The following is a 15612-nucleotide window of genomic DNA, read 5'->3' as shown; positions in this document are numbered from 1 at the left end:
GCACCAACGGTATTTCGCCAATCTTCCTGACCACCGTTGGCGTGACGGGTGGTATCGGTGTGGACCTGAAGAACTGGGTCAAGAAACTTGACGAGAACGGTGAGCCGGTTGAGAACAACAACGGCGATGCTATTCTCGAAGAGCGCTATTCCGTTGCGACTGGCACCGTTCTGAAGATCAACACCAAACAGAAGAAACTCTATTCCGCGGACGGATCCGAGGAACTGGTCGATATGGCCGGATCCTTCACACCGCAGAAAATGGAGTTCATGAAGGCGGGCGGGTCTTATGCCATTGTTTTCGGTAAGAAACTGCAGACATTTGCAGCTGAAACTCTTGGTGTCGAAGCGCCACAGGTTTTTGCGCCTTCCAAAGAGATCAGCCACGAAGGTCAGGGTCTGACTGCTGTTGAAAAGATCTTCAACAAAAACGCCCGAGGCACGACACCAGGCAAAGTCCTGCACGCGGGCTCTGACGTGCGCGTAGGCGTCAACGTGGTCGGCTCTCAGGACACGACGGGCCTCATGACCATGCAGGAACTTGAGGCGATGGCGGCGACGGTTGTGTCACCTTCTGTAGATGGCGCTTACCAGTCTGGTTGTCACACTGCGTCTGTTTGGGACGTGAAGGCGCAGGCCAATACTCCGCGTCTGATGAAATTCATGAACGACTTCGGTCTGGTCACGGGCCGCGACCCGAAAGGCGTTTATCACTCCATGACCGACGTGATCCACAAAGTGCTGAACGATGTGACCGTGTCTGATTGGGACGTGATCGTTGGCGGCGACAGCCACACTCGGATGTCCAAGGGCGTCGCGTTCGGTGCAGACTCTGGCACTGTGGCGCTGGCTTTGGCGACCGGTGAAGTTTCTATGCCAATTCCTGAATCGGTCAAAGTGACCTTCAAAGGTGCGATGGCGGATCACATGGACTTCCGCGACGTCGTTCACGCGACGCAGGCGCAGATGCTGGATCAATGTGGTGGCGACAACGTCTTCCAAGGCCGCGTGATCGAAGTCCATATCGGTACGCTTCTGGCGGACCAGGCCTTTACCTTCACCGACTGGACCGCAGAGATGAAGGCGAAAGCCTCTGTCTGCATCTCGAATGATGACACGCTTGTCGGCTCTCTCGAGCTGGCGAAGTCGCGCATTCAGGTGATGATCGACAAAGGTATGGAGCACGAAAACGGCACTCTGGCCCGTTTGATCGCCAAGGCTGACGAGCGAATCCAAGAGATCAAGTCCGGCACGCGCCCTGCGCTGGTGCCTGATGCCGACGCAAAATATTTTGCTGAGGTTGTTGTTGATCTGGATGCCATCAACGAGCCGATGATTGCCGACCCTGACGTGAATAACGCTGACGTTTCAAAGCGGTATACCCACGACACAATCCGTCCGATCTCTTACTACAAAGCAGAGAAGGAAGTGGATCTGGGTTTTGTCGGATCCTGTATGGTGCACAAAGGGGACATCAAGATCGTCGCCCAAATGCTGCGCAACCTTGAGGCTGCCGAAGGTAAAGTAGAGTTCAAGGCACCGCTGGTGGTGACCGCGCCGACCTACAATATCATCGACGAACTGAAGGAAGAGGGCGACTGGGAAGTCCTGCAGAAGTACTCTGGCTTTGAGTTCGACGACAGCGCACCAAAAGAGCAAGCGCGGACCGAGTATGACAACATCCTCTATCTGGAACGCCCGGGCTGTAACCTGTGCATGGGTAACCAGGAAAAGGCCGCAAAAGGCGACACGGTTCTGGCGACTTCGACCCGCTTGTTCCAAGGTCGCGTTGTGGCTGACTTGCCTGAAAAGAAAGGTGAATCCCTGCTGGCGTCTACGCCTGTTGTGGTTCTGTCAGCGATCCTCGGTCGCACGCCGACACTCGAAGAGTATAAGGCCGCTGTCCAAGGCATCGATCTGACTAAATTTGCTCCGGGCAAAGGCAAGCCGCTGGATACGTTGTCTGTGCACTACTAAGCGCACTGATTACGAATATTCAAAGGGCCATCCTATCGGGTGGCCCTTTTGCTTTTGTCGCGGCTGGTCAGGTGGCGAAAACCGGCGCGCCAAACATGCCTTCGTCGGGGGTGACGCCAAGCCCGTCGCCCTCTGGCACAGCGATGTGGCCATCCTCGATGCGAGGCCCGCTTTTGGCATCGTAATGCCCGTCAATATAGGGCGCAGCGATCCAGGTGCCTTCGAACAGGTCCGCGCGTACAGTGGCCCCCATATGCACGCAGGCCGCCGCTAGAAGATCCCCGCCCCATGCGTCATCGACGGTATGGGGTAAGTTGCGTGCGGCACAGATGTCTCGGGCGGTGGACATTGGGGTCAGGCCGCCAAGACGGGTGAGTTTAAACCCAAATCCGTCGACAAATCCAGCACCCGCAGCCTGAATGACGCGATCCAGATCCACCGAATTCTCGTCCATGTAAAGCGGGTGCGCCAGCTGCGGCCGCAGCGCGATCAGCTCTGACACCGTCTTGCACGGCTGCTCGATGATCATCGGAATGGCGCGGCAGGCTTGGCTGACAAAAATGGCGTCCCGCGTGGTCCAGCCGCGATTGGCATCAACCGCGAACCGCATTCCGGACCCCGCGATTTCCTGCCCGACCCGATGGATGATTTCTATATCCACCTCAGGGGAATGCGCGCCGACCTTCAATTGCAAACGCTGATAGCCTTCGCGGCGTTTTTCACGCGCAATCCGCGCGGCCGTATCGGGCGTTTCAATGCCAATCGCATAGTAAGATGGAACGCTTTTCCGCAACGCGCCGCCCAACAGGTCTGTCACAGGTTTCTGAACAGACTTTCCAAGTGCGTCATAGACCGCAATGTCGATGGCGGCTTTGGCATAGGCGTGCCCGTTCAGCAGCCCATCCATCTGATGCATCACCGCGCCCGATAGCACGTCTGTGCCAATCAGACCCGGCGCCAAAGCGCTAAGCGCGGTACGCGCACCGTCGGCATGCGCGGGGGCGTAAAGCGGCCCCAGTGGGCAGGTTTCGCCCCATCCGGTCACACCCGTGTCGGTGACCAGTTTGACCAGCGTCGTATCCAGCGCCGTGATCTCGCCATAGGACATCGTATAGGGGCCATTCTTGACCCTTAGATCGTGTTGAAAGACCGAAATAGAGGCAATTTTCATCAGGTAATCCAGCTGGCAAAACACATGTTTTACCGTGTCTATGAGACAAATTGCGTCACCACTTGTCTAAATACGGCAGGCGCAAAGATTCCTTGCGTAAGAACGACAAATTTCGATTGACGCGCCCGCCCTTGGTCACTTAGGCAGCTGTCATTCTCAGGGCGGGGTGAAATTCCCCACCGGCGGTGATAGCCCGCGAGCGGCCCAGTGTTTGGGTGTCAGCAGATCCGGTGAAATTCCGGGGCCGACGGTTAAAGTCCGGATGGTAGAGAAGTATGCGGTCAGCCCCGTAGGGTGAGCCGTGTCAAAACGCTCTGGGATCTTGTCATTGAGAAAGGACTTAGAGCTATGACAAAATCCCCAAACTTCGCCTTCATCAAGGCGCGCTGGCATTCTGACATCGTGGATCAGTCGTTGGTCGGCTTTGAAAACCGGCTGTCAGAAATGAATGTTGCGGCCACGGTTGATACATTTGACGTCCCCGGCGCATTTGAAATGCCACTGCTTGCACAGAAACTTGCTGCCAGCGGCAGATACGATGCGGTGATCGCCTCGGCTTTGGTGGTTGACGGCGGCATCTATCGTCACGATTTTGTGGCGCAGGCTGTGGTTGATGGCCTGATGAAAGCAGGCATGGAAACTGGTGTGCCGGTTCTTTCCGTCTCGCTGACGCCGCATCATTTCCAACCCTCGCAAGAGCACGAAGCCTATTTCCATGCGCATTTCGTGAAAAAAGGCGCCGAGGCCGCGAACGCAGCGGTTCAGATCATCGACGTGCATGCTGCGCTGACGCCCGCAGCCGAGCTGGCCGCCTGAGCGCAGCTGCTAAAGACATCCGATCGGTGCGCAGCCGCGCGCCGATCATGCATCGCCCCCACCGTTGACGCGGCAACAGGGCGTCCCCCTTTCACAGAGCTTGCCAAAGTCCAGGCGCTTGCAGATAGTGCCGGAAAATCACTGTGAAAGTCGCACCATGCCTATGGATAATCTTTGGGAAAAAACAGCGGTTTCTCCGCCTGCCACCAAGATTTTGGCGAGCGCGCAGTCGACCTATGATCTTGTTGTGATTGGCGCGGGGTTCTCTGGGTGCTCTGCTGCGATCACAGCGCGCGACCTTGGCGCAAGTGTTGCTGTTTTTGAAGCGAAAACAGTGGGCTATGGTGGATCTGGGCGCAACGTTGGCCTTGTGAACGCCGGACTGTGGACCCCGCCTGACGAGATCGAAGCCACCATAGGAAAACGCGAAGGCACGCATCTGTATGAGTGTCTCAGTGCGGCCCCCGATCAGGTGTTTTCCCTGATCGATCGTTTGAACATCGAGTGTCAGGCCCGCCGAAATGGAACCCTGCACTGTGCCCACGCGACCTCGGGTTTGAGCGATCTGAAAAACCGGATGAAGCAGCTGCGCGCGCGCGGTGCTCCGGTCGAGCTGCTGGACGCGCACGCCACCAGTCATCGTGTCGGCTCGGAGCGGTTCAAGGGCGCCTTGTTTGACCCACGCGCGGGCACCATTCAGCCGCTGTCTTATGTGCGCGGTCTTGCCAAAGAGGCGATGAAAGCGGGCGCGGATCTGTTTGAAAACGCGCCTGTTCACCACGTCAAAAAGACATCGTCGGGCTGGATGGTCAGCGTCGGCGATCAGGTGGTTTTCGCGAAGGCCCTGTTGCTGGCGACCAATGCTTATCTGCACGGTCTTACCGGTCTCCCCGCGCCCCAGTTTACCAAGGTGGGCTATTTTCAGGCCGCGACCCGCCCGCTGGAACCCACTTGGCAACGCAGCATTCTGCAAAACAAAGAGGGTTGCTGGGACACCGCGTTGGTGATGTCGTCGTTCCGCATGGACGGTGAAGGGCGGCTGGTGATCGGCGGCGTCGGCTCTTTGGAAAGTCTGGGTCGCGGAGCGCATCTGGCATGGGCACAACGCAAGCTGGCGCTGCTGTTTCCGCAACTGGCGAAGGAACAGCTGCAAGAGGCCTGGAGTGGCGTGATCTGTATGACAGGCGATCATATCCCAAAAATCCAAGAAATAGGTGCCAAGGGATACGCCCTGTTTGGCTATTCGGGTCGAGGGATCGGGCCGGGCACCGTTTTTGGCGCAACGGCGGCCAAGGCGCTGTTGACCGGAGACCGTCAGGATCTGCCGGTCGTGCCCACGAAAGCGCATCGCGAGCATCTGACTGGCCTGAAGCAGGTTTATTACGAAGCAGGCGCGACCCTGACCCATCTGACCGCGGCGCGGGGGCCTTAACGCAAGACGCGACGTTTCGCAGGCGATCATTTGCATTTTCACAGACAAATGCCCCATGATTGCTGCAACCGATCTTGGAGGATCAGACATGCACGATGGATCCACGCCTCCCACGGCGCCTGTCACGCTTGACGTGGCCGAGGGTATCGCCACGCTGACCATGGAGCGACCACGCTCTATCAATGCGCTGTCAGAGGAAATGCTAGCGGCGCTGCAGCTGCATCTCGATGACATCGCCACGCGGCGTGACATCAAGGTGGTGATCCTGCGCGGGGCAGGGCACCATTTCTGCGCAGGTCATAACCTGAAGGAAATGACAGAACGCCGCGCGGATGAGGATGGCGGGTATCAGTATTTCAACGATCTCTTTGCCACCTGCGCAAAGATGATGATGTCAGTGGTGAACCTGCCTCAACCGGTCATCGCCGAGGTCACAGGGATCGCGACGGCTGCGGGCTGTCAGTTGGTTGCAAGCTGCGATCTGGCGGTCGCAGCCGAGGACGCGCGCTTTGCAACGTCGGGCATCAACATCGGTTTGTTCTGCTCGACCCCAATGGTGGCCCTCAGCCGCAACATTGGTCGTAAAGCCGCTATGGAGATGCTGTTGCTGGGCGAATTCGTCGCGGCAGATAAGGCGCTTGAGTTGGGGCTGGTCAATCAGGTCGTGCCGCTTGAGGAGGTCGCCAATGCAACCAGGACCATGGCGGAAAAGATCGTCAGCAAATCACCGGTCGCCGTCAAAATCGGCAAGCGCGCGTTTTATGAGCAAGCCGAGATGACGTTGGCCGAGGCCTATGAATACGCAGGCCGCACAATGGCGGACAATATGATGGCGCAAGATGCCGAACGGGGCATCGGTGCGTTTGTGACTAAGTCACCTATGCCTGATTGGGAAGGCAAATAGGGCCAGGCGCGTCTAGGCGACGGCCTCCATCGCCGAAGCCGTGCAAGACAACATCGCAAACATCAACGATCCTGCGACCTCTGGCCTTTCTTGCGCAATCGCCTCGGCAATCTCGATATGCGTGGCGCGGTCGACCAAAGCTATTTCGCCTTTGGCATAGCTGACACGCAACGATGCGAGAATGACGCCGCTGAGCTGAGCCAGCATCAGATTGCCGCTGGCCTCCAAAATAGTGGTGTGAAACGCGTAGTCTGCGGCCTTCATGCTTTCAAAACTGAAGGGCTCGGGCATAAGTTGCTCTGCCGCCAGCAAGATGCGCTCGCGCTGAGACGCGGTGGCGTTCACGGCGGCAAGCTTGGCGGCCTCGGGTTCGAAAATGACCCGCATCTGCAATCCCGACGCGTGGAGCCTCGCAGTGGAGGGGTGTTCGGGATCATGCCAAAGCAGCACATCAGGGTCGAGCAGGTTCCAGCACTCAAATGGCAGCACCTTGGTGCCATAGCGCCGCGCGGTGCGCACGACGGATTTCGCGGACAGAACTTTGATCGCTTCGCGCACGACGGTACGTGACACGTCGAGCATCTTGCAGAGTTCTGCCTCGATCGGGATCGTGTCGCCTTCGGCAAAAGCGCCGGTTGCAATCATGCGTCCCAGACGGTCGACAGCGGTTTTTACGGACCCTGTTGGCAATTGGTTAAGGTATATATCTGGAAGCTGAAACGGTGGCGTTGAAGTATTAGTCATTTGGTTCCCCTACGTAAACTTGGTAGCCAAATGCCGCTGCAGAACCAAGATGCAGGTCGGTGAAACTTGATCGAAAATTCAAAAAAATTAATTTGAAAACAATGCTTTAGAATGTATTATATGAACTAAAGGCTGTTGGATTTGTGAGCTTTATGTCATTAAATTTTAAGGCCACAACCTAGGATTTAATCAGTGATTGTCAGGTCTAAACGAAACCTGCATTACTACGCGCAGGTGAGCAGATGACACAAATTGATTGGGGCCCACTGCGGGCAGAGATAGCCAAGTGGCAGAAAAAAGACTTGGTGTTGCCGCTGTGGTGGCGCGACGATGATGCGACGGACGTCACGGACGCTTTGGAGCGGTTGATTCAGGTGTCAAAGGGCGTCGGCGTTCCCGTGCATCTAGCAATTGTGCCGCGCAATGCGACGTCCAAGCTTGGCAAACGTCTTGCGGATGAAGATCAGGTGTTTCCAATCGTGCATGGCTGGGCCCATCGCAACCACGCGCCGGCCGCCGCGCATCGCAGTGAGTTTTCCAACGCGCGCGCTGGGTCTGCCAACCGCGAGGATGCCAGCGAAGGTCTGCGCAAATTGGCGCGGTTGCTGCCGGGGCGGGTGTTGCCGGTGTTTGTGCCCCCTTGGAATCATATAGACCCCCAGGCGGTCGTCGAACTGCCTGCGGCCGGGTTTCAGGTTCTGTCGACATGTGATCCGCGACCCCTGGAGCACCCAGTGCCAAGCCTCAGTCAGGTCAACACACATCTGGATCCGATCGCATGGCGCGATGGCGAGGTGCTGCATAATGTGGATTATCTGATGGCGAAACTGGTCAATAATCTGAAACGACGGCGTCAGGGCAAGGATGACAACACGGAACCCTTCGGACTGTTAACGCACCATTTGGCCATGCGTGAGCCAGTTTGGGATTTCGTTGAACAATTCTGGCAAGAGATTCTCAAAGTGCCGCACGAAATTGCGACAATTGCACCGCCCTATACAAATTGAGCACAGTCCTAGACACATCCTGCTCGAAGGGCCGCTGTGTTACCAAAGCTTTGCAATCGCGATACAGAAGCGAAACATAAATGTTAATTTAGGGTCACTCGCGGAGCCTAGGTTCGCCCCCAATATTCTGGGGGACAACGATGTTAAGCGTTCAGAGCCTGACCAAGCGGTTTGGCGACAAAGTTGCGGTCGATAGCGCAACCTTTACAGTAGAAAAGCCCGCCATGATTGGCATCATCGGGCGGTCCGGAGCAGGCAAGTCGACCCTGTTGCGCATGATGAATCGCCTGGCCGACGCCAGCGATGGCGACATGATCTATGACGGTGTAGACGTCACGGCACTGCGCGGTGCGGACAAGCGTGAATGGCAGTCCCGATGCGCGATGATCTTCCAGCAGTTCAATTTGGTGCCACGCATGGATGTGGTGTCAAACGTGTTGCACGGCACGCTCAATCGCCGCTCGACACTGGCGACCATGTTCAACCTGTTCCCGCAGGCGGACATTCACAAAGCCATCGAAATTCTGGACCGTCTGGGCATCGCCGAGCAGGCCGCAAAGCGTGCCGAAGCCTTGTCTGGCGGTCAGCAACAGCGTGTCGCGATCGCGCGCGCTTTGATGCAGGACCCACAGATCATTCTCGCGGACGAGCCGATTGCGTCGCTTGACCCGATGAACGCTCAGATCGTTATGGAAGCGTTGCGCCGCATCCACGAAGAAGACGGGCGCATGGTCATCTGTAACCTGCACACATTGGATACCGCGCGTCGCTATTGTGACCGCGTGATTGGGATGCGCGACGGGCGTATCGTGTTTGATGGCTCGCCTTCGCAGCTCACTACCGGTGTCGCGCGAGACATCTATGGTGCAGGCGATGACTTCTCTGAAGCCGCCACAAGCACCGAAATTGAAACTTTGGATCGGTCGGACTCTGCACGCGCAGTTCCGGCCTAAATTTTTCGACCCGTGGCCTTGGGGGGCACGGGCGGATGGTTCATCACTAGGAGAGAGAGATGAAAAAAGTAGTAGCACTGGCTCTGGCCACTTCCACCGCGTTGTCAACCGCAGCTTTTGCTGACGGCCACGCGATCACCGAGTTCCGCATCGGCCTGCTGGGCGGCGAGAACGCACAGGACCGCCTGAACTCTTACGAGTGCCTGCGCGCCTACACTGAAGAAGCGCTGGGCGTTCCTACCAAACTGTTCGCACCTGCTGACTATGCTGGTGTTATCCAAGGTCTGGTTGGCGGCACTCTGGACATGTCCTGGTTGGGCGCGTCTTCATACGCTGCGACCTACCTGCAAGACCCAGAAGCGGTTGAGCCAGTTCTGGTTAAAGTCAACAACGACGGTTCCATCGGCTATCACTCCATCGGTTTTGCACGCAAAGACAGCGGCATCACGTCTCTGGACGACATGCAGGGCAAAGTCTTTGGCTTTGGTGACCCGAACTCCACTTCCGGTTACCTGATCCCATCCATCGAGATCCCTCAGTACAAAGACGGCATCACAATGGAATCCGGCGCGTACTTCGGTGAAGTTAAGTTCACTGGTGGCCACGAGCAGACCATCGTTGCGGTAAACAACGGCGACATCAACGGCGGCGTAACCTGGGCAGACGGCCAAGGTAACTGGGAAGACGGCTATAACTCTGGCGCGCTGCGCAAAGCTGTTGACGCAGGTCTGGTTGACATGAACGACCTGGTTCAAATCTGGAAATCCAAGCCGATCCCAGAAGGCCCAATCGTTCTGCGCAAAACTCTGCCAGCTGACGCAAAAGCGATCATGACCGAGCTGGTCGATAACCTCTATGAGAACGACCCAGATTGCGCCTATGGCGTCTTTGCTGGTGACTCTCTGGGTGCACAGCCTGTCACGCACGACACATATGTTTCGATCATCGAAGCACGTAAGCTGAAGTCCAAGTAATTTCACTTCACGCGGAAGCGGGTCTCTTGTCAGAGGCCCGCTTTTGTCACGCATAACAGACATTTAAACGTTCTCTCTGCAACTGAGAGCACCTTTAAATGTCTTAGAACAAGGCCCCCAAAATGGCAGAATTATCGGCGGGATCGCATCCGGTGCAAACGGTCCAAGAGGTCTATCTGGCCCACACCCAGCGCAAGCGTCTGTACAGCTTTTTGATGCTGGTGATCTTCATCTTTGTGATGGTCGCAGGCTTTAACACAGCCGCAGGCCGCAACGGCGGATCGTTCTGGGGCGGGATCGACAATATCTTTGACTACCCCGCCGAAGTGGTTTCCGAGGCTGCGTCCAAAGCATCGGAACTGCCGGGCCATTTCCTCACCTTCCTGCCAGCCCTGATCGAAACCGTGAACATCGCGGCAGTATCAACGCTGATTGGCGCGCTTATGGCGATCGTGCTGTCGCTCTTGTCGACCCGCGGTCTGGCGCGGTTCCCAAGACTGATCGGCGTCTTTCGCCGCACCATGGACACGATGCGCGCGGTGCCTGAAATTGTGATTGCGCTGGTTCTAATCTTTATCCTCGGCGGCGGCCCGGTGCCCGCTATGATCGCAATTGCCTTTCACACCGCAGGCGCGCTGGGCAAACTGTTTTCTGAGGTCAACGAGAACGCCGATCTGAAACCCGTCGACGGGCTTGCCTCTGTTGGCGCCACCTGGAGCCAAAAGATGCTGCTGGGTGTTGTGCCTCAAGTTGCCCCAAACTGGCTGTCCTATGCGCTGCTGCGCTTTGAAGTAAACATCCGTGCTTCGGCCATCCTCGGCTTTGTTGGCGCAGGCGGTCTTGGCTATGAGCTTAAGAACGCGATCTCCTGGGGGCAGGGGCGCTTTGACGAAGCAGGCGCGATGTTCATCCTGCTGTTCCTCACGATCATCTTGTTCGATCAGATTTCCAGCTACTACCGAGACCGTCTTGTGCACGGCTCTGGCGAAGGGGCCCACTAATGGCTGTTCTTGACACAAATACTGACCTGCGGGTTCAGGCCGAGCGTATCTTTGCCCGCAAACGTCTGATGGCATTTGCAATTCCGACGGTCATCCTTGCCTACCTGATCTATATTTTCTTTGCCTTCAACATCCCCGAGATGGTGCAGAAAGCAAATGGCGACAATGCGCGCTCGCTGGTGGCTGATACCTATAGCCACAAGGTTCATGTGACCCGCGACAACCGCAACGCGGAAGTCAGCGTCGCAATCGAAGGCGAAAAGAAAGGCCGCTACCCTCAGGGCGAAGCGCCAGAGTGGGTCACCTTGGGCGAGACCACTGTGATTGACCTGGGGGATGGCCATATCATCACCTATGGCCCTGAAACCATCACCTATGACGTGCCGGGCTATGGGCTGATCCGCGCGACCCCCAGCCGCAGCCAGGGCGTCGTGCAGGAATATCCAACGGACGACATCCCTGAATGGATCAACGCATCCAAGAACCGGATGGCGATCACCACCGAAGCGGGCCGTCTGACCGTCACCCGCAACCGCACCGAAGTGTTCCGCTACTTCTTTGGCTGGGAGCTGTTCTTCTTTACGCTGGACAGCGCGTACCACGGCATGGGCTTTGGCGAAGTGCTTGGCCGTGCCGTAACGGGCGAAGCCGGGCAGATCCTGAGCGATTTCTGGAACAACAAGATGTGGCGTCACGGCGATGTGGCCTGGGCGATTGGCGAAACCATTCTGATGGCGTTCCTTGGCACTTTCGGAGCCGCTATCGTTGCGCTGCCGTTGTCCTTCCTGGCCGCCAAGAATTTCGCGCCGCTCATGGCCGTACGCTTTGCAATGCGCCGGATCTTTGACTTTGTGCGGGGCGTCGACGGGCTGGTCTGGACCATCATTCTGACCCGCGCCTTTGGCCTTGGGCCACTCACCGGCGCGCTGGCGATCTTGATCACTGACACAGGAACCTTCGGCAAGATCTTCTCCGAAGCTCTTGAGAACGTAGATAAAAAGCAAATCGAAGGCATCCGCTCGACAGGCGCAAAACCCTTGCAGCGTTACCGTTTCGGGGTCATCCCGCAAATCACGCCGGTTTTGTTAAGCCAGATCCTGTATTTCCTTGAATCAAACACCCGCTCTGCAACCGTGATCGGCGCGATCACCGGCGGGGGCATCGGGCTCTTGCTGACGCAGGCGATCATCACGCAAAAAGACTGGGAAGAGGTGTCCTATTACATCGTCCTCGTCGTACTGATGGTGATGTTCATGGATTGGGTGTCTGGCTGGCTGCGCGGCCGTCTGATTGGCGCGGCCGAGGACAAACACTAATGGCGCGCCTTAAAGCAGATGCACCCTTTCTGCACGACAATGTCAGCCTCGCAAATACCGAGCTGGGCAGATTCAACGAAGTCGGAGAAGGCACGCGTCTGCTGAACTCCACACTGGGAGACTACTCCTATTGCGAGCGGTTCTGCGACATCGCCAATACGACGATTGGAAAGTTCTCAAACATCGCAAGCTTCGTGCGGATAGGCGCGACCGATCACCCGATGACGACGGCCTCGATGCATCATTTCCTGTACCGCTCGGCGGATTACTGGGACACAGCGGAAAATGACTCGGCTTTCTTTGAACACCGCGCATCGCGGCGCGCTAGGATTGGCCATGATACATGGATCGGTCACGGCGCAATGATCAAACCCGAGGTCACTGTGGCCGAAGGCGCGGTTGTTGCTGCCGGGGCAATCGTCACCAAAGATGTGGGACCCTATGAGATCGTTGCAGGCACCCCCGCAAAACGCCTGCGCCTGCGCCAACCCCGCGACATCGCCGAGCGCTTGATTGCACTGGCCTGGTGGGATTGGGATCACGATCAGCTCAGGGATGGATTGCTTGATTTTCGCGCGATGCCCGCCGCAGCCTTTTTGGAAAAATACGAAGCGCGCTAAGGGGCTTTGCCCCTTGGCCAAATGGCCTCACCCCAGAGTATTTCTGACAAGATGAAAGCGCTTTTTCTCTTGCTGAAAATATCCTCGCTCCGAAGGCGTCCCGAGCGCGCCGCACGCGCAGCGCTCAGCCGTTTTCGTCCAGAGTTAGCGTTACACGCTCACCGGCAAACCAGGTGCGACCGAATTCAACTTTTTGACCATGCGGGTCGATGCTGAGGCTGGTGGTATAGATCAGCGGCGCGCCTTCGCGCAGTTCCAGATGAAGCGCCTGTGTCGCATTGGCAAGCGAGGCCCGCACGCGGGTCGACACGCGAGTATAGTCGGTTACGCCTGCCATTTCTAAGGCAACCGTGATGCCAGTTTGGTTGCGCATCAGGTGGCCGATGCCGGGCAGGCGGGCTTCTGGGAATTCGCTGATTGCATGAGCAATGGCCTGATTGTCTGCATAAAGCACACCGTGGCGCAAGGTGATCAGATCGCCCGTGGACATGCTCAGGCGTTCGGCTTCTTTTGCGGTCGAGGGGCGGGTTTCAACATGCAGCACTTTGGTTGACGGGGCGCGGCCGGCGGCGCGCAGGTTCTGGTGATACCGCACGCGTTTGCCGATGGGATAGTCTGTTGGAACGCCTTGTACATAAGCGCCAGAGCCCCTGCGGGTGCGCACGGTGCCATCTTCGACCAGCGCCGACATTGCGTGCCTAACTGTGTGACGATTGACCCCGAACCGCTCGGCCAGCTCTGCCTCTGTTGGCAGTTTATCGCCGGGTTTATAGCGGCCTTCTGCCATGTCTTCTCGTAGCGCATTCCCAATGGCCTGCCAAAGCGGTGTCTTGTTCATGTCGTCACTCCGTTACGCAAACTTCATAAAATCTTACTGGCTCGATCGATCCGAATCTCGCATAATAAGTCTAGTTGTATAGTGTAACGAAAATTTGTCGAGAACGAGATGGGACAGATGGAAACACAGGAACGTCAGGCCTGGATGGGGCTGTTGGCGAAAGCGCCTGAAGGGCGGGTCGCGGAGCTTTTGGGCGCGCGCGACGGGTTTGGATTTGAATGGCTGCGCAAGCCCGAAGTGGGCAGTGTCATGATCCGCGGTCGCATGGGCGGATCGGGGTCGGCCTTCAATATGGGCGAGATGACGGTCACCCGTTGTGCTCTGAAACTTGAGGGCGGCGTTGTCGGTCATGGCTATGTGCAGGGGCGCAACAAGACTGATTCCGAGGCGGCCGCTTTGGTGGATGCCTTGATGCAGACGGATCAGGCGGATGCCGTGCGTGCCAAGGTGTTGCAGCCTTTGGAGGTCGCGCAGACCGAGATGCGCGCTGCTAGGGCGCGCAAGGCTGCGGCCACTAAGGTTGATTTCTTTACTTTGGCGAGAGGAGAGGACTGATGCACGCAAACGCACTTGAGGGGGGCTTTTCAAACCCATCTCACGACTCAGCCCGCGCCTTTCGCGCCCTGATGAACGCCATTGCGCGGCCGGGGACGTCCTATGAGGTCGGCGGTGCGCTGCCTCCGGCGCCGCTGTCTGTGGCGGCAGGGGTTCTGTTGCTGACGCTTTGTGATGGTGACACGGGGATCTATCTGACGCCGGAGTTTGATACAGATGATATCCGCACCTGGATCAGCTTCCACATCGGCGCGCCCATCGTGGCACCTATGAAAGCAGATTTCGCTGTTGGGCGTTGGGGTGACCTTGCGCCGATCGATCGCTTTGCCATTGGCGATGCGGAATATCCGGATCGCTCAACGACCCTGGTGGTTGAGGATAGCGCCGCAGTGGACGTCATCCTGAAGGGGCCGGGCATCAAGACGCAGCAGGCGTTTCAGCTGCCTGAAATTGCGGCCTTTCAGCAAAATGCAGCGCTGTTCCCCTTGGGGCGGGATTTCTATTTCACCAAGGGCGCCGAACTCGCGGCCCTGCCACGCTCCACGGAGGTTTCCCCATGTACGTAGCGGTTAAAGGCGGCGAGCGCGCCATCGACAATGCCCACGCGTGGCTGGCCGAAGAACGGCGTGGCGATACATCTGTTGCCGAGCTGAGCGTTGCTCAGATCAAGGAACAGCTCAAACTTGCGGTGAACCGCGTGATGGCCGAGGGGTCTTTGTATGACCCGGACCTGGCTGCGCTGGCGATCAAGCAGTCGCGGGGCGACTTGATTGAGGCGATCTTTCTGATCCGCGCCTATCGGACCACTTTGCCGCGTTTCGGCACATCCAATCCGGTGGAAACCGGCAAAATGGCCTGTGAACGGCGTATTTCGGCGACCTTCAAGGATCTGCCAGGTGGGCAAATCCTGGGGCCGACTTTTGACTATACGCACCGTCTGCTGGATTTCAAACTGGCCGCAGAAGGGGGCGACATTGACGTGCCCGAACGCGCAGCCGATCCAGAGGACGTGCCGCATGTCACCGAATTTCTGAACCAAGAGGGGCTGATCGAGGACGCCTTTGACGACGACACAACGCCTGCCGATTTGACGCGCGAACCGCTGGAGCTTCCGGCGGATCGGGCGCTGCGATTGCAGGCGCTGACACGCTCGGACGAAGGGTTTACGCTGGGCATGGCCTATTCCACGCAACGTGGCTATGGCCGCACCCATGCTTTTGTGGGCGAGTTGCGCATCGGGGAAGTCGCCGTTGAAATGGACATTTCAGAATTGGGATTTGCCATTGAAATCGGCGAAGTGACCCT

Annotated in this window: 16 protein-coding genes and 1 riboswitch; of the genes, 13 read left to right on the top strand and 3 right to left on the bottom strand. The window is 57.4% G+C overall.

The annotated features are described in order from the left end of the window. Positions 1-1976 (top strand): aconitase family protein (locus ACEQWH_RS00970; protein WP_370227459.1); only part of this gene is annotated, 1976 nt, incomplete at its 5' end. Positions 1977-2043: 67 nt separating this feature from the next. Here the strand turns inward: ACEQWH_RS00970 and ACEQWH_RS00965 are convergent. Then, positions 2044-3147 carry a mandelate racemase/muconate lactonizing enzyme family protein gene (locus ACEQWH_RS00965; RefSeq protein WP_370227457.1) on the bottom strand — a complete coding sequence of 368 codons (1104 nt, stop codon included), beginning with the start codon at positions 3145-3147 and terminating at the stop codon, positions 2044-2046. Between the two features lie 148 nt (positions 3148-3295). Continuing rightward, positions 3296-3425: riboswitch (FMN riboswitch) on the top strand. Positions 3426-3495: 70 nt separating this feature from the next. Here ACEQWH_RS00965 and ACEQWH_RS00960 point away from each other — a divergent pair. The 3 genes from ACEQWH_RS00960 to ACEQWH_RS00950 all read left to right on the top strand — a co-directional run bounded on the left by ACEQWH_RS00960 (position 3496) and on the right by ACEQWH_RS00950 (position 6299). Then, positions 3496-3963 carry a 6,7-dimethyl-8-ribityllumazine synthase gene (locus tag ACEQWH_RS00960; protein ID WP_370227455.1) on the top strand — a complete coding sequence of 156 codons (468 nt, stop codon included), beginning with the start codon at positions 3496-3498 and terminating at the stop codon, positions 3961-3963. Between the two features lie 157 nt (positions 3964-4120). Next, complete coding sequence (locus tag ACEQWH_RS00955) at positions 4121-5395, top strand: NAD(P)/FAD-dependent oxidoreductase (protein WP_370227454.1); 1275 nt, start codon at positions 4121-4123, stop codon at positions 5393-5395. Positions 5396-5483: 88 nt separating this feature from the next. Continuing rightward, entirely contained in the window at positions 5484-6299 is an 816-nt protein-coding gene (locus tag ACEQWH_RS00950) for an enoyl-CoA hydratase (protein ID WP_370227452.1), read from the top strand. Positions 6300-6311: 12 nt separating this feature from the next. On the opposite strand, the gene ACEQWH_RS00945 is transcribed toward ACEQWH_RS00950, so the two are convergent. Beyond that, positions 6312-7043: a FadR/GntR family transcriptional regulator gene (locus ACEQWH_RS00945; RefSeq protein ID WP_370227450.1), complete on the bottom strand. Its 732-nt coding sequence runs from the start codon at positions 7041-7043 to the stop codon at positions 6312-6314. 242 nt (positions 7044-7285) lie between these two features. Here ACEQWH_RS00945 and ACEQWH_RS00940 point away from each other — a divergent pair, with 242 nt between their 5' ends. From ACEQWH_RS00940 to ACEQWH_RS00915, 6 genes are all read left to right on the top strand, one after another. After that, positions 7286-8050, top strand: coding sequence for a polysaccharide deacetylase (locus ACEQWH_RS00940; protein ID WP_370227448.1), 765 nt, complete (start codon positions 7286-7288; stop codon positions 8048-8050). 140 nt (positions 8051-8190) lie between these two features. Continuing rightward, entirely contained in the window at positions 8191-9003 is an 813-nt protein-coding gene (gene phnC, locus ACEQWH_RS00935; protein WP_370227446.1) for a phosphonate ABC transporter ATP-binding protein, read from the top strand. A gap of 59 nt (positions 9004-9062) precedes the next feature. Beyond that, entirely contained in the window at positions 9063-9977 is a 915-nt protein-coding gene (phnD, locus tag ACEQWH_RS00930) for a phosphonate ABC transporter substrate-binding protein (RefSeq protein ID WP_370227444.1), read from the top strand. Between the two features lie 122 nt (positions 9978-10099). Then, the gene (gene phnE, locus ACEQWH_RS00925; protein ID WP_370227442.1) at positions 10100-10978 is read left to right on the top strand and encodes a phosphonate ABC transporter, permease protein PhnE; all 879 of its coding nucleotides are present in this window, start codon (positions 10100-10102) and stop codon (positions 10976-10978) included. After that, positions 10978-12294, top strand: coding sequence for a phosphonate ABC transporter, permease protein PhnE (gene phnE / locus ACEQWH_RS00920; RefSeq protein ID WP_370227440.1), 1317 nt, complete (start codon positions 10978-10980; stop codon positions 12292-12294). Before phnE (ACEQWH_RS00925) ends, phnE (ACEQWH_RS00920) begins: the two co-directional genes overlap by 1 nt. Further along, a complete protein-coding gene (locus tag ACEQWH_RS00915) occupies positions 12294-12914 on the top strand; it encodes a chloramphenicol acetyltransferase (RefSeq protein WP_370227438.1) in 621 nt (206 codons plus the stop codon). Before phnE (ACEQWH_RS00920) ends, ACEQWH_RS00915 begins: the two co-directional genes overlap by 1 nt. 124 nt (positions 12915-13038) lie before the next feature. On the opposite strand, the gene phnF is transcribed toward ACEQWH_RS00915, so the two are convergent. Further along, positions 13039-13752, bottom strand: a complete 714-nt coding sequence (gene phnF, locus ACEQWH_RS00910) for a phosphonate metabolism transcriptional regulator PhnF (protein ID WP_370227436.1) — start codon at positions 13750-13752, stop codon at positions 13039-13041. A 108-nt stretch (positions 13753-13860) separates the two neighbouring features. Here phnF and phnG point away from each other — a divergent pair, with 108 nt between their 5' ends. The 3 genes from phnG to ACEQWH_RS00895 form a co-directional block, all read left to right on the top strand. Further along, on the top strand, positions 13861-14307 hold the full coding sequence (gene phnG, locus ACEQWH_RS00905) for a phosphonate C-P lyase system protein PhnG (protein WP_370227434.1): 447 nt from the start codon (positions 13861-13863) through the stop codon (positions 14305-14307). Then, positions 14307-14873 carry a phosphonate C-P lyase system protein PhnH gene (gene phnH / locus ACEQWH_RS00900; RefSeq protein ID WP_370227432.1) on the top strand — a complete coding sequence of 189 codons (567 nt, stop codon included), beginning with the start codon at positions 14307-14309 and terminating at the stop codon, positions 14871-14873. The genes phnG and phnH overlap by 1 nt, the downstream gene beginning before the upstream one ends. Continuing rightward, positions 14864-15612, top strand: a 749-nt coding sequence (locus ACEQWH_RS00895; protein ID WP_370227430.1) for a carbon-phosphorus lyase complex subunit PhnI, incomplete at its 3' end; no start/stop codon positions are given. The genes phnH and ACEQWH_RS00895, both read left to right, overlap by 10 nt.

This window comes from Cognatishimia sp. (assembly GCF_964229375.1).
Taxonomy (GTDB): Bacteria; Pseudomonadota; Alphaproteobacteria; order Rhodobacterales; family Rhodobacteraceae; genus Cognatishimia.
Note: the sequence above shows the minus strand (reverse complement) of the source record. Positions and strands in the feature narration are given on the sequence as shown.